The sequence below is a fragment of the Stenotrophomonas maltophilia genome (assembly GCF_047497515.2).
GTDB lineage: Bacteria > Pseudomonadota > Gammaproteobacteria > Xanthomonadales > Xanthomonadaceae > Stenotrophomonas.
Genome location: NZ_JAXAXL020000007.1, coordinates 54,012 through 68,597 on the forward strand (window position 1 = coordinate 54,012; position 14,586 = coordinate 68,597).

Annotated in this window: 12 protein-coding genes; 10 read left to right on the forward strand and 2 right to left on the reverse strand. The window is 56.0% G+C overall.

The genetic code is table 11. The annotated features are described in order from the left end of the window. The first annotated feature begins 506 nt into the window (after nucleotides 1-506). The 10 genes from ACMZPQ_RS11805 to ACMZPQ_RS11850 all read left to right on the forward strand — a co-directional run bounded on the left by ACMZPQ_RS11805 (nucleotide 507) and on the right by ACMZPQ_RS11850 (nucleotide 13,447). The gene (locus ACMZPQ_RS11805; protein WP_197582256.1) at nucleotides 507-932 is read left to right on the forward strand and encodes an energy transducer TonB family protein; all 426 of its coding nucleotides are present in this window, start codon (nucleotides 507-509) and stop codon (nucleotides 930-932) included. A 452-nt stretch (nucleotides 933-1,384) separates the two neighbouring features. Continuing rightward, nucleotides 1,385-1,753 (forward strand): hypothetical protein, encoded by a 369-nt coding sequence (locus ACMZPQ_RS11810; RefSeq protein WP_197582257.1) that lies wholly within the window; start codon nucleotides 1,385-1,387, stop codon nucleotides 1,751-1,753. 431 nt (nucleotides 1,754-2,184) lie between these two features. Then, nucleotides 2,185-3,435: a DNA (cytosine-5-)-methyltransferase gene (gene dcm, locus ACMZPQ_RS11815; RefSeq protein ID WP_197582258.1), complete on the forward strand. Its 1,251-nt coding sequence runs from the start codon at nucleotides 2,185-2,187 to the stop codon at nucleotides 3,433-3,435. Nucleotides 3,436-3,437: 2 nt separating this feature from the next. Further along, entirely contained in the window at nucleotides 3,438-3,860 is a 423-nt protein-coding gene (locus tag ACMZPQ_RS11820; RefSeq protein ID WP_197582259.1) for a very short patch repair endonuclease, read from the forward strand. Nucleotides 3,861-3,890: 30 nt separating this feature from the next. Beyond that, nucleotides 3,891-5,135 carry a type II restriction endonuclease gene (locus ACMZPQ_RS11825; protein WP_197582260.1) on the forward strand — a complete coding sequence of 415 codons (1,245 nt, stop codon included), beginning with the start codon at nucleotides 3,891-3,893 and terminating at the stop codon, nucleotides 5,133-5,135. Nucleotides 5,136-5,192: 57 nt separating this feature from the next. Continuing rightward, complete coding sequence (locus ACMZPQ_RS11830) at nucleotides 5,193-6,650, forward strand: ATP-binding protein (protein ID WP_312645629.1); 1,458 nt, start codon at nucleotides 5,193-5,195, stop codon at nucleotides 6,648-6,650. Beyond that, entirely contained in the window at nucleotides 6,643-9,345 is a 2,703-nt protein-coding gene (locus ACMZPQ_RS11835; protein WP_197582262.1) for a Z1 domain-containing protein, read from the forward strand. The genes ACMZPQ_RS11830 and ACMZPQ_RS11835 overlap by 8 nt, the downstream gene beginning before the upstream one ends. Beyond that, nucleotides 9,338-10,312, forward strand: a complete 975-nt coding sequence (locus tag ACMZPQ_RS11840) for a PD-(D/E)XK motif protein (RefSeq protein ID WP_197582264.1) — start codon at nucleotides 9,338-9,340, stop codon at nucleotides 10,310-10,312. Before ACMZPQ_RS11835 ends, ACMZPQ_RS11840 begins: the two co-directional genes overlap by 8 nt. Next, a complete protein-coding gene (locus tag ACMZPQ_RS11845; RefSeq protein WP_197582265.1) occupies nucleotides 10,305-12,407 on the forward strand; it encodes an AIPR family protein in 2,103 nt (700 codons plus the stop codon). The genes ACMZPQ_RS11840 and ACMZPQ_RS11845 overlap by 8 nt, the downstream gene beginning before the upstream one ends. A gap of 200 nt (nucleotides 12,408-12,607) precedes the next feature. Then, on the forward strand, nucleotides 12,608-13,447 hold the full coding sequence (locus ACMZPQ_RS11850; protein WP_197582266.1) for an FRG domain-containing protein: 840 nt from the start codon (nucleotides 12,608-12,610) through the stop codon (nucleotides 13,445-13,447). Nucleotides 13,448-13,496: 49 nt separating this feature from the next. On the opposite strand, the gene ACMZPQ_RS11855 is transcribed toward ACMZPQ_RS11850, so the two are convergent. Together ACMZPQ_RS11855 and ACMZPQ_RS11860 are read right to left on the reverse strand one after the other, a co-directional pair. Then, nucleotides 13,497-13,967: a biosynthetic peptidoglycan transglycosylase gene (locus tag ACMZPQ_RS11855; protein WP_312645655.1), complete on the reverse strand. Its 471-nt coding sequence runs from the start codon at nucleotides 13,965-13,967 to the stop codon at nucleotides 13,497-13,499. Between the two features lie 63 nt (nucleotides 13,968-14,030). Next, nucleotides 14,031-14,552 carry a hypothetical protein gene (locus ACMZPQ_RS11860; RefSeq protein ID WP_197582268.1) on the reverse strand — a complete coding sequence of 174 codons (522 nt, stop codon included), beginning with the start codon at nucleotides 14,550-14,552 and terminating at the stop codon, nucleotides 14,031-14,033. Nucleotides 14,553-14,586 lie beyond the last annotated feature (34 nt).

Here is a 14,586-nt window from a genome sequence, read left to right on the forward strand (position 1 = left end):
AGTACACCTTGGCCTGCCACCTGAGATGGGTGGCACGCACATCGAAAGCCTGGCCAACAACCTTGTGTAAGCGCCTGTCAGTCGGCGCCACCTTTGCGTGGCGCCGGCTGACAATCCGTTCGCGTCTTATGGTGGGCGGTGCGTGGCGGTCTTCGGACGCGTCGGCTTGGTTGTTGTCCGGTTTTCGAGCCGTGCATCGTCCGCGACCTTCAGGGGTGACCCTTTCTGCATGGAGCATTGCCATGAGCGCAACGAAAGCCCCCGTTCTGAAGATACAACGCGAAGCGGCCATCGATGATCACGGTGGAGACCCCTCCCCCGATCCCAATAGCTTTGCTTGCGCGTTGCGGCGCATCGCCGCAGGTGCCGCTACCGATGGGCAACCGTGGCCCGGGCTGCATCTAAGCCCGGGGAGCGCTCGTGGCAGTACGGCTTGCCGTCATTGAAGGCAAGCGATGCCACGGGATGGTCGCTATGCTGCTGCCGCACCGGAATGGAAACCACGCATGCCCTGTTTGAACGTCGCCCTGGCACTGACCCTCGTTCTGATGCTGCTGGGCGCTATGCCTGCCTTGGCCATGGATACAGACTCACGTATTTCCACAGAGGTGTTTGTAGAGGCGGGGGACAACCCCACCTTCAAGCTGCAACAGGCGCCTGCGGTGGTGTATTCAACGGCACCGGTCACTGCCGCCGATACGCTGCCGCAGTTTCCCTTGCAGGTGCTGTTGGTGGCTCAGCTGGATGAGCTGGGCCACGTAACCAACGTGATGGTGGCGCGGTCCAGCGGGCAGCGAGAGCTTGATCGTGCGGCGCTCGATGCGGTGGATGATTGGCGCTTCGATCCGGTAGTGATTGAGGGCGTCGCGAAGCACGCGCGGGTTCGGGTGCGTTTGATCTTTACGCCGGAGTCCGAGGCGCCCGCGGCCTGAATCGCTTATCCAGTCTGTCGTAACTGACCTGCATCGCAGGCGTAGCCGCGGGCATTTCTGTGCTTTGGGTCAAAAACGCCAAGTCCTTCAAGACCATTGCGGCGCAATCGCTTGATGGCTTAACACCGTGTGCGACAATGCCGAAAGCGTCAGCACTGGCAGTCGCCGGTTCTGCAGTTTCTTGGCATCTGGCTGCTGCGCGGGTATCTCTTGGCGTGCCACCGAAAAAGGGTGGCGCGGGACTCGAAAACCCGTTTCTGTACCAGCTGTATGCGCTTTGCCAGCCGGCGTCACCTTTTGTGTGGCGTCGGCTGGCAATCCGTTCGCGTTCCATGGCGGGCGGTGCGTGGGGGTCTTCGGACCCGCCGGTCTGGTACATACCGGTTTTCGAGCCCGCACCGTCCGCCACCTTTATCGGTGGCCCTGCTGTCTGTCCTGTACGGAGCATTGCCATGAGCGCAACGAAACTACCCGGTGTGAACACCCGCCGCGATCCGGCCAACACCGATCACGAGAAAGATCCCTCCGCCTATCCCCTCGGATTTGTCGCCAACCTGCATCGCATTGGTGCGGGCGCCGCTGCCGATGGACAGCCCTGGCCGGAGCGCAATCTGAGCCTTGGGCGCAGCATGCAGATGGCTGATGCCGATTGCGCGTTGGGTGGCCTGCGCGTGGTGGCAGAGCTGATGCTGGCGGCGGAGCGCACGCGGCAGAACGGCACCGACGAAGAGTACGTGGGGGACCGGGTGATGGAGGGGTTGAAGATGGCGTGCGTGGCGTTGACTGTGATGGCTACGGAGCGGGTGCAGGGGCACAAATAGGAACAGCCCAATCGCCATGTGTGCCAAGCGCCTCTCCCAACCTGTCCCTCAGCTCCGTTTGGACTGCTGCAATCGCGGCTGGGCGCGAAGACGCTGCTGAACCCTGATGACGGTGAGGAATAACCCAAAATATCATCCGGGATTCTGAAGCTTCTGTCTCCAAAGAAGGCTGAGGCGGCCTCTGCCAAACAGCATGCGTCGTCGATGGAGCCGCTGCGGGTTGCGGCCCAATGACCTGCAGTCTCAATTGATGAGACCAACTGGCTGGAAGATCGCCTTCCCAGCGCTGGCCGGCTGCCCTGTCGGTCAGTCCGTCGGAATCCTCTAGAAGTCCCATGCCCTCCAGCGCTGCAAAGAGGCCCGCTGCCCTCCCCCCACTTCTCCCACGGGAAGAAATTGGACATACTGTCCCCCGAATTCCCGGAGCACCCATGAACACGTACGAACTGATCGACCTCTCCCTCCAGCGCTTCAGCCCCAAGGAGGTCGCCCAGGCACTGGGAGTTGATCCGAAGACGGTCCGCCGCTGGCAGCTGCGCGAGACCGAACCCAAGCCCTATATCGCAGACGCCATTCGTCAGCGCCTGCTGCCCTTCGGCGAGCCGCCATCGGGCGAGGGGATATTCCGGTTCATCGATCTCTTCGCCGGCATCGGCGGCATCCGTACGGCTTTCGAGAAGCAGGGCGGCCGCTGCGTATTCACCAGCGAGTGGGACCCCTACGCGGTCAAGACCTACAAGGCCAATTTCCACGATGGCCCTGATCACATCTTCGCCTCGGACATCACCAAGGTCCATGAGAACGACGTGCCAGATCACGACGTGCTCCTGGCGGGCTTCCCCTGCCAGCCGTTCTCGATCGCGGGTGTGTCCAAGAAAAACTCCCTCGGCCGTCCGCATGGCTTCTCGGACAAGACCCAAGGCACGCTGTTCTTTGACGTGGCACGCATCATCGATGCCAAGCGTCCTCGCGCTTTCCTGCTGGAAAACGTGAAGAATCTGATGAGCCACGACAAGGGCCGCACGTTCTCAACGATCATGGACGTGCTCAAGAACGAGCTTGGCTACCATGTGCAGGCAAAGGTCATCAACGGCAAGCACTTCGGCCCCCAGCACCGCGAGCGAATCATCATCGTAGGCTTCCGCGAAGAGACGGGCTTCACTTGGGATGACCTGCAGCTACCTGACTTCGGCATCTCGCCCCGCATGGGCTCGGTCCTGCACAAGCAGGATGGCAGCGAGGGCGAAGATCAACCCTACATCGGCGGCACGAAGGGCAAGGTACTGGACAAGTACACGCTGTCCGACAAGCTGTGGGAGTACCTGCAGAACTATGCCGCCAAGCACCGCGACAAGGGCAATGGCTTCGGCTTCGGCCTGGTGACCCCGGAAAGTACCTGCCGCACGCTCTCCGCGCGCTACTACAAGGACGGTTCGGAGATCCTCATTTCCCAAGGTCCGAAGAAGAATCCGCGCCGACTGACGCCGCGCGAGTGCGCCCGTCTGATGGGCTTTGATGACAACTTCCGCATACCGGTTTCCGATACCCGCGCCTACAAGCAGTTCGGAAACTCGGTGGTTGTGCCGGTGATCGCTGAAGTCGCCCGCATCATGGCGCCTCACCTGATCCAAGAAGCTGCTTCTGAGCCGACCAAGCCGGCGAAGAAGAAGGCCAAGGCCTGACCTTGGCAGACAGCCTCACCCCGGAGCAGCGATCCGCGCAGATGTCGCGGATCCGCGGTTCGAACACCAAGCTGGAGGTCCTTGTCCGCAAGGGCCTTCATGCGCGGGGACTGAGGTATCGGCTGGGTGGTGCAAGGCTACCTGGCAGGCCAGACATCGTGCTGCCGAAGTATCGGACCGTGGTGTTCGTGCATGGCTGCTTCTGGCATGGGCATGATTGCCCTCTATACAGACTGCCGAAGACGCGCCCGGAGTTCTGGGCAGACAAGATTGGCAAGAACAGGGTCCGGGATCAGCGTGTGACCGTCGAACTTGAAGACATGCGCTGGCGGGTACTGACAGTCTGGGAGTGCTCGCTACGGGGTCAGTCTGAAGCAGCGCAGCAGCGAGTGTTCGACCAACTCGCAAGTGATATTCTCAGCTGAAGGGTTGAATTGACGCCAACAGGGGGCGACATGCAACAGGGACGTTTGTCGGAGTATTTTCAAGGTGTAGCGGCAAAGAGGCTGACTGAGGTGGAGGCTAATGTTCTCCGCTCCAATCAGCACGAGTTCAATGGCGTCAAAGCTCTGCGCGCCATGCTGGGGGAGCCTAGCGAGAGGGTTCCCTACCCTTCGAAGATGATGTATCTCAGTGACGGTCAGGACGAGCCCGTTGTGGAAGATGCCGTGCTCACCTGGTATGACGCACGGCAGAAGGCGAGAGAGGAGCGCGGCGTCATGCGCGATGAGTACCGCCTCTACTTCCCTAGTACCGCGGTGTCAGCGAGCTACGCGGCAGGCGACCTTCTCGTCATCGCGCTCTGCCAAGACAAGTCGCTACTTGTGATCGTTGCGAAGGCAGGATCAAGCATCGCCGAACAGATTCAGTGGCTTTTCGCCATCCGCGCAGACGGAGCCAATTACGACATCAAGTCTGAGGATGACTTTGATAGTCAGCAGCTTGGCTATGCATCGCGATTCATTCTTGAAAGCCTTGGCATTGATATCGGGTGGTTGGATGACAGCCATCTCGACGAGATGCTGGCTGTATTCAAGGGAAGCTTCCCTACCACACTTCAATTCTCTGCCTTCAGCAGGTCGAAATGCGCGGGGATCGATGCCCGACATGATCCAGACAGCACGCTTCTGACGTGGATGGAAAAAGAGGAGCAGCTATTCAGGGCGCTGGAACGCCACATCGTTTCGCAGCGGCTCACGGCCGGATTCGTCACTCCTCGCGGCGAGGCTGACGTGGATGCATTCGTGTCCTACTCGCTCTCGGTGCAGAATAGACGTAAAAGTCGCGTCGGGCTGACCCTTGAGAATCACCTCGAACAGATATTCCTTCAAAACAGTATTCATTATTCGAGGACCGGCAGAACAGAGAATCGCTCAAAACCGGACTTCCTGTTCCCAAGCCAGAGCAGCTACCAGGACGCAGGGTTTGATTCGAGCCGCCTTCTGATGCTTGGAGTCAAATCAACCTGCAAGGATAGATGGCGACAGGTTCTCGCCGAAGCTGACCGGATTCCAGAGAAGCATCTGCTGACTTTGGAGGCCCCCATCTCCAAGCACCAGACTGATGAGATGCGCGTGAAGTCACTGACTTTGGTCATCCCTATGCCATTGCAGAGCTCGTTCAAGCCAGAACAACGTGTTGAGCTGATATCCGTCCGCGAATTCATAGCGCTAGCAAGAACGCGCCAGACCCATAGCTGACGGCAACAATACTGCCCCAATCAGAGCTGGCGCCCAGACATTTCAACGGATGATGAGATGAAACAGCCTCAGACACTTCTAGTGATCCCGGACCCGGTTTCACTGATGGAATCAATGCGAGCGGTAGGGTACACCGTCGAAGCTGCGATCGCGGACATCATTGATAACAGCCTCTCCGCAGGTGCGCTCAATATTGGTATCCACTACGATGCAACCAGCAGTCCCTACGTCGCCGTTCTTGATGACGGCTATGGGATGGACGCGTCGGAGCTGACTGATGCGATGCGCCATGGCAGCACCAATCCAACGGATACTCGAAGGTCAGCCGACCTGGGAAGGTTTGGACTTGGGCTGAAGACCGCCTCCTTGTCACAAGCGAGAAAACTCACTGTCGTCAGTAAGAAGGACGGACAGACAAGTGCGAGGGCGTGGGATCTCGATGTAGTAAGAGACTTGTCTGCCTGGAGGGTGGTCGTCCCTGATGAAGATGACCTTTTAACTCTTCCCCTGTACCGAAATCTCCAGGATCAAGCGTCCGGGACCCTCGTCGTGTGGCAGGAACTTGACCGCCTCACCTCGGGCGCCGCCGACGCAAGGAAAGAGATGACAACGCGAATGGCACCGCTCTATGAGCACCTCGCGCTGGTCTTCCACCGCTTCACAAAGGGAGAGCGAGGCCAGCCTGCGGTCTCCATCTCCGTCAACGGGCTTCGTCTTCCGCAGCGCGACCCATTTCTTGGTGGAAATTCACACCGCCAGGAGCTCGAAGGCCAAACGATCTCTCATGCCAAAGGAGTCGTGTCGGTATCCCCATTCATCCTTCCTCCTGTGGGAAGTCTGTCGCTGGACGAGTTGGAGATGGCGGGCGGAACAGAGGGGCTACGGGGAACACAGGGATTCTATGTGTATCGCGGACGCCGCTTGGTCATCTGGGGTACGTGGTTCGGGCTTGTCCCCAAGCAAGAGTTCTACAAGCTGACCAGAGTCCAGGTCGACATCCCAAACTCGTTTGACGAGCTATGGTCTCTTGACATCAAGAAATCGGCAGCCTATCCACCGGACGTCATTCGAGAGAGGCTGAGGCAGCTCATTCCGCATTTTGCGGACAAGAGCAGAAAGGCGATCCAGTACGCCGGCAGGAAGAGGCAAGGACTTGGAATAGTACCTCTGTGGGAACGCGTTGAGCCGTCCCATGGCAACTTCACTTATCAGATCAATGTCCAGCACCCTCTTGTTGACGCAGCTCTGGATCCAGGCTCTCACGCAACCAGCAACGCCTTACTGACGCTCTTAAAGTCTCTATCAGTATCTCTGCCTTACGAGGCCATCTATGCAGACATGTGCAGCGACCAAAGGAAGGGTCTTCCGGCCTCAGAACTGGATGAGCTCACCCGGATTGCTACTACGTTGATGGATATCACAGGCCGCGGAATTGATGCTGTTCTACAGATAGACCCACTGGCACGCCACCCAAATCTGCACGACCTCCTCAAGGAAAGAGTTAAAAATGTCTGACTTTTCTGTGACCGCAATGGGCATTCTCGGGGACCGCGATCTTACGGACGATCTTCTAAACGACATCATGGTCAAGCTCTCCATAGTCTTTCCTGGAGTAGACCTTGAGCCAACTCGCAAGATTCTTGAGGCTAAGATCGGCTTGACTATGAGTCCTGGCGAGGGATTGACCAGTGGCGATCAGGAACCATGGGTTGCTGATGCAAAGGCTTCGATCAAGTGGGCCTACTGGGAGGCCTATCAGCAGCAGCTCAAGAGCCAAGGTCTGACATCTTCAATTCTTCGTGCCATCGACGAAGATACAGAGAATGTCCTGACCGAGTGCGGAAACCCCTCAAACTCTGAGCCGTGGAAGGTGTATGGACTGGTCATGGGCGACGTCCAGTCAGGCAAGACTGGAAACTACTGCGGCCTGATCAACAAAGCCGCGGACGCGGGTTACAAGATCATCGTACTTCTCACGGGAACAATCGAAGAGCTCCGCTCACAGTCGCAGGAACGAATGGATGAGGGTTTTGTCGGAGAGGATAGCGACGATGTCATGGACGGTGTTCGCACCAAGGTCCTCGGTGCCGGCCGCTTCCGCGACAACATCGTGCCAAACGTTCTGACGTCCGTGAGTTCCGACTTCCTGACCGCGAATCAAAGATCACTCAAGGGCATACCGCTCCAGAACCTCTCGCAGCCGGTTCTTCTAGTGATGAAGAAGAACATGACTCCGCTCAAGCGCCTCATTGAGTTCATGAAGTCCCAGCGAGGAGCCCAAGCCAGTGGCCAGCTTGATCTCCCCTTGCTGCTGATCGACGATGAAGCTGACAATGCTTCCGTCAATGCAAAGAAAGACGAGGACCCGGCCAAGATAAATCTTTTGATCAGGGAATTGATCGGTCTCTTCAGGCGCTCTTCGTACGTGGGCTACACCGCGACTCCGTTTGCGAACATTTTCATCAACCCGGATTCAGAGCGGAACGATCTGTTCCCCAGCAACTTCATTTACAGCCTCAAGGCCCCTACCAACTACGTAGGCGCAAGCGCGATCTTCACTGACGAAGGCACCCAGCAGCATCAGCTGGTGACGATGGATGATGCTGAGGATCACTTTCCTGCGCGGCATACGAAGGAGCTGGCAGTTGACTCGCTCCCCCAGTCGCTCAAGGACGCGGTCTCGACTTTCCTCCTATCCTGCGCGATTCGTGACCTCAGGAAAGAGCCACTCAAACATCGCTCCATGCTCGTCAATGTCTCTCGATTTACAGACGTGCAGGGTCGGATAGCGGAATCGCTTGAAGCGCACCTCTACTCTGTTCTGGCTGACGTACGTCAGTATCTTTCGGCGGATGATCTCTGGCCTAAGCACCCCGTTCTGGCGGATCTTCGAAGGGTCTTCGATGATCAGTACCCCTCAGTTGAGTTCTCCTGGGATGTCGTGAGGCGGCAGCTCCATGACTCCATTGCCTCTATCAAGGTACTGACCATCAATCAGAAGACCGAGCTGGAGAGCAAGCTTAACTACCGGAAGTACAAGAACACCGAGAAGGGCCGCAGAGTCATCGCGGTCGGCGGACTGACGCTTTCGCGTGGCCTGACATTGGAGGGGCTATGTGTCAGCTACTTCTATAGACACTCCAAAGCCTATGACACCCTTCTCCAGATGGCCCGCTGGTTTGGCTATCGGACTGGGTATGATGACCTCTGCCGCGTGTGGATGCATGAGGACGCGCAGGACTGGTTTGCAGATATCGCCGAGGCTGTCTCCGAACTCAGAGCTGACCTCCGCCACATGTACGTCAATCGCCTTCCACCGAGCCGCTTCGGAATACGAGTACGTTCCCACCCAAAGCTCCTGCTCGTCACCGCGAAGAACAAAATGCGGAACTCATCCGATGTTGACCTGAGCGTCTCGTTCAGCAGCACACTGATCGAGACGACCGCACTTCTGCGTGATTCCACCGTCAATCGTAGAAACCTGGAAGCTACTGCGGAGTTCGTCCGCCGATTGGGCGTTGCGTCAGAAGAGAGCAACAGATTCGTGTGGAGGAGCGTTAGTTCCGCAGATGTTGCACTGTACTTGTCTGCACTTACAGTTTCCCCAATCAATCAGGGATTCTTGCCTGACGCAAAGACAGGCGAGCAACCGTTGATCTCGTTCATCAAGGACGCCCGGGTTCCGGCACTGGATAAATGGGATGTATGCGTTGTCCAAGGGAGCGGCGGCACTGTCGATGGCGTCTCCATCGCTCTCAAAGATGGATCGCACGCCCAGCCAACCACCCGCAAGAGGTCCTTTGAGCGTCTGCGCTCAAAGGCCGCAACGAGTGCGCGCATCAACAAGCATCGCCTTGGCGAGGCGGGCGATGAACGGGCGGGACTCGAAGCGGAGGTGGTCGCTGAAGCCGAGCAAGCGTGGAAGCAACAGCAAGAAACTGCCACCAAATCCACCCCTGGCGGAGCCTATCGTCTCTACCGGTCTTCGCCTCTGATCATCATCCACCTGATCGAAGCAAAATCTGGGAGCGATGACCCGAAGAAGAAGACCGCAAGTGTTGATGACGTAGGGAGTGACATCAAGGTTGCCGTCAGCCTTTCGTTCCCTTCCTACACCGATACCGAGTCAACCGCAGTCACATACAGAGTGAACAAGGTCTACCTCGACAACATTGGCCTTAGTGAAGACGAGGATGACGCCGATGAGTAGCAACTTGGAGGGGGCATGGAATTCCGCAGTCATTCGCCGGGCAGCCGCAAGTCTCTCGCCGCATGCCCACGTCATCTTCCGTACTGATGACAGCTCCCGAGTCGGCACGTTCGGAGGAGTTGACTCGACTGGTAACCTCCTGTTTGCGGTCGAGACGATCTCACCTCCGCCAGCAGTTGATATCCGATCAAATTCCATCGACTACTTCCGCCAAGAACGCCCCGAAGTCGGATCATGGCTTATGTTCCTTCGACTCAAGGATGCCGAGCTGAGAAGTGTCTTCTCTAGGCTGTGCAGTGACCTGATCGAGTCCATATCAGATTGCCCTGGTGACAAGGCCGTCATAGCAGAGACGGTGTCGCGAATCCGCCTTTGGCAGAAGCTCTTCAATCTTCGCCCTGATGGCCTTCTTGAGCCACACGAAGTCAAGGGCCTTACGGCAGAGCTTCTATTCCTATTGAAGCAATTGAAAGCAGGCCGACTTCAGTCTGATGAACTCGTACTCTCCTGGCTGGGACCTACCGGCAGTGATCAGGACTACATATTCTCCACGGAGTCGTTCGAGATCAAGGCCGTTGGCCCAAGTGCAGAGCTCGTCTCCATCAGCTCACTTCAACAACTGCAGTCTGATCGCCCTCTGAGCCTCAGCATCTGGACACTCCGGCAGGCAGCTCCGACTGAGCCCCAAGCGTGGACGTTGAACGCACTGGTACTGAAGGCTGAAAGCTATCTGGCCCACAGTCCTACCGCCCTAGGCACATTCCGGGATCGACTTCTGTCGGCGGGATACGTCCATCACGCGCTGTACGACTCAATCGCATATGAGTCGCTTGGCGAGGAGGCGTTCCAGGTAGAAGGCGACTTTCCCCGGATAACCGAGTCGGATGTTCCTGCTGGCATCGTCACCGCGAGTTACTCCATCTCGCTCCACTCAATCCGTGCAGCTCGGAGCTCAGCAAATGGATGACTCGCAGTTTGGTATTGAGCTACGGCAGCTGGTGGTAAGGCGCGCAGCCTCCGATCATCTTGTCGACACGCTTGCATTCGTGACCGAAGTTGCCGATAGGCTGCAGGAGGATCCGGCATTCGGCGAGATTATTCTTGCCGATGATACTCGACAGCTCTCCAGGTCGCGTCAGAGCAAGATCCATGGCTTTTCCGCTCTCGATGAGTCCGACAGGTCCATTTCGGTGGTCGTAGGAAAGTGGAACGACGACCCAGAAGCAGGGTCCCTATCTACCGCAGAGATTGACCAGATGCGCGGCTGGTTGGAGAACTTTGTATCTGCGTCGCTCAACGATGGGCTGGATCAGGAAATTACCGAGTCGAGCCCGGCGTACGAACTTGCGACTACCCTACGCTCCTATTGTGACTCCATCTCCTGTATTCGCCTACATGTGCTCTCCAACCAGCTTCTGAGCAAGGGCTACCGGCGTGAATCCAGATCCATCGTGTCTGGCGTTCCGACGGAATTGCACATATGGGACTTGAGCCGCCTCAAGGCGGTCTATCTCTCATCGCGTGAACGCGAGATGGTGCAGATAGAGCTTGCCGACTTTGGTACCGCCGGTATTCCCTGCATACAAGCCTCCAAGACTGAATCTCTCAGCTCTTACCTGTGTGTAGTCGACGGTGATGTGCTGGCGAACCTGTTCGAGCATTTCGGTAGCAGACTGCTCGAAGGTAACGTCAGGTCATTTCTTGGCATGAAGGGCGGCGTCAACAAAGGCATAAGGGGCACGATCCAAGACGCGCCCGAGCTCTTCTTCGCCTATAACAACGGAATCGCCGCCACCGCGGCCTCGGCAACGGTGGAGATGGGGCCGTTTGGCACACGCGTAACCTCCATCAGCGATTTGCAGATCGTGAATGGAGGACAGACTACTGCCAGCATAGTTAGAGCGAGGAGACAGGATCGACTAAGCCTTGCACAGGTCTCAGTCCCCATGAAGCTGACGATTATCGGCTCGAATGAAACCAATGAACTTGTCCCCAAGATTGCCGAGTACGCAAATACTCAGAATAAGGTCGCAATCGCGGACTTCTTTGCGAATCATCCGGTACACAGGCGGATGGAGGAAATATCTCGCCGCATGATGGTTCCAGCACGAGCAGACACACGCGTTCAGAGCAAATGGTTCTATGAGCGTGCACGGGGCCAGTATCAGAACGAACGCATGTACTTGACTGGTGCCGGCAAGACGAAGTTTGATCTGGAGTACCCCGCCTCGCAGGTAGTCAACAAGACTGACCTGGCAAAGTTCGATAGCGTTCTAGATGGGAAGCCCCATTGGGTCGCATTGGGTGCCCAGAAGAACTTCATCAAGTTTGCTGGCAAATTTTCCTCGAAGCGCGACAAGACTGATGCGCAGTATTGGGATGAGATCAGTCCAAATTACGGCGACGGCTACTACCAGCGCGTGGCAGCAATGGCTCTTCTATGGAAGGCCGGTGAGGCCGCTGTCTCAAGTGGGCGTGGAACATGGTATGAAGGCGACTACAGGCCTCAGATCGTGGCATACGCATGGTCAATGATCTTCCATTGCATTAGAAGTGCCGGTCGAGAACCGAATCTCGTTCGTGTGTGGGAGAGACAGGAGGCTGATCCAACTCTCATGAAGGCCTTCACTCGTGCGGCGGTGATGGCTCAGTCTGCCATCAAGGATCTCCCCGAGGGCTCTTCGAATGTTGGCGAGTGGGCGAAGAAGGAGGCCTGCTGGACGAAGCTGTCCTCGACCAAATTTGCCTTGGGAGAGGCCGTGCTGGAGTGGTCTGTCGACCAGACAGAAGACCGAGAGCGGAAGCGACTGGCTCGAGCCGAAGGATTGATGGACGATGGCATCAGCCTGCAACAAGAGGTTGTACTCCGATCTACCAGTGGGTACTGGCAAGCACTTTACAACTGGCCGTTATTGGATGGACATGTGTCTGGACAGGAGCGGAGCTTGCTTGGGAGAGCTATCTCCATTCAGACAGCCGCAACGATTGTCGCTGACCGAGATCTTCGGAGACTACGGAGCATTGCCGAACGATGCGAGGAAGTTGGGTTCAGGCATTACTAGCACCATGCTCGCTGTACCAACATTAGTCTTGGCCAAGCAGAAATGAGCTTAACCGAGGCCCAGCCCCTCACTGCCGCCGGCCCTTCAAATTGCTGATCGCCATCCATCAACATGCGGATAATATTAACCACCAGATTATTTTCAGATGAATTAGACCAAGCCCCCCCCTGCGCGCACTGCATCAATAAGGATGAGCTCCTGTGTTCATTGAAGAGATAGAAGTAGAAAGCCTTTCTCAGTATCTTGAGACCATTCTTGAGATAAATGGAAGAACTAACTCACTGACTGGCGCAGTCTATCGCGGACAATCAGACAGCTCGTGGGGAGTATCCTCCGGGTTAAGCCGATACATTGCTACGAACGCAAGCACGAACGCCCTTGCGTCGGCAAAGGATGCATTCAAGATATTCGACTCTGAAAGACATGCATATCGGCACTCCAACTCGGCCAATGCTTGGGATGTACTCACATTGGCCCAGCACTTTGGTCTCCCCACCAGGCTACTCGACTGGACCCTATCTCCGACAACCGCATTGTTCTTCGCGCTTGATGGGGTGAGGTACCGAAGGTTTAAGCCAGAGGATCTCACCAGCGACCAGATTGCGGAGTTTAGTAGAGACGTGCCAATTGATGGATCTTTCGTGGGTCTAGCTCAGAGTTCTGCCGCGGTTTACATGATTCCTTCGTCGCACAATTCTGTTACAGCCCCATGGCTTCAAGCACGAAACCTCAACAGTGACATCTTCGGAGAGATTCATCAGGCTCGCCAGCATGGATTCTGCTTCTTCAATGCCGACCTGACAAATGAGCGCATAAAGTGCCAGCAGGGACTGTTTACAATTGGCATTAATGCCGCAGACGCCTTCCCTCCCAATCAAGCATACAAGATCATCATCAGTCGGAAGTCAATCGCGGAGATTCGCTCAAACCTAGCCACCCTTGGAATTGGCGATAGATCCATCTACGGGGACATCGAAGGACTCTGCCGAGAACTAACATTCACCAAGTTTGGAGGATTCAAGAATCGATACAAGTCCTGACCGGATACACCTTGCAGCCCCTTCACTTTTCATGTTTTCTGGCCAAAGACTAGAAATTTTGTTCTATCCAAGCAGCTCTACGCCAAATAGCTTGTAAGTTCTCCACTGATGGCGATGTACTTAGCGGTCTTTTCAACATCGCAACCAGGAAAAAGATTTGCCATTTCGCGCTGGCCTCTAACGAAATTCCAAGCCGCGCAGCAGCATGTAGGATACCCAGCTCTTCGAACCCAAAGTAAGCCACACTCAGATATGCAGATGCGATTGATCTCTTGGGCCTCATGACTGACACAATCGAAGCCACAAAAACCTCTCTTATCTTTCTCGACAGTAGAATCTCTCTGCGCCCCGTGACAGTTCTGACCAACTGAGCTTCGATGGTACTCGCCCCCTGCAGGCGCCCCAGAAACAGCGTCATATATGCCGCACGAACTATCGCAATGAAATCGAATCCGAGATGATAAAAGAAACGCCTGTCCTCCGCGGCAACCAATGCGCGTATGCAAACGCCATCCAGCACAATCTCGCAATCATCAATTACTTGCAGAACCTTTCGCAGGTCTGTAATAAGACCCCTCAATTACTATCCCCCGCTCCACTTAAGCCCGGCACGAACACCTCTAGTCAGTGTGATCAATCCTGACGAGTTAGCCGCAGTTGAAATGTAAGTCCCTTTCAATAGATTTCCGTGCTTAACTCGAAGGTCCGCAGTTGATATGAACTTCCTGTTCTGCCCTTGCTCGCGCAGAAGAAGCTGAAAAACTTTCCGCTGAAAGACATTTCCTTTGACACCCCCTTTCACATCAGAATGCATTCGACCGTGCTTCTGATAGAAGTATCCGGCTGGATTTATCTCTGAGACCTCATGAACCTTTTCCGCAACCCCTTCCAAATCCCCTGCTCGTTGAGTCAACATCACGATGTAAGTTAACTTCATTCCAACAAATGGATTGTAATCAGATTTCTGAACGTTAACTTCCATCGTCCAGACACCCGAAACATCTGGCACTCGCGCTCGCCAGTAAGCAAATAGAGCCAGTGAACCCGTAGCGATTGCCCCGCCAACGGCGTTCTGAATTATCGGATGTAGATAACTGAGTTCCAATGTCTTTTCCTCATATAAAGAAGGGCGGCCCCTG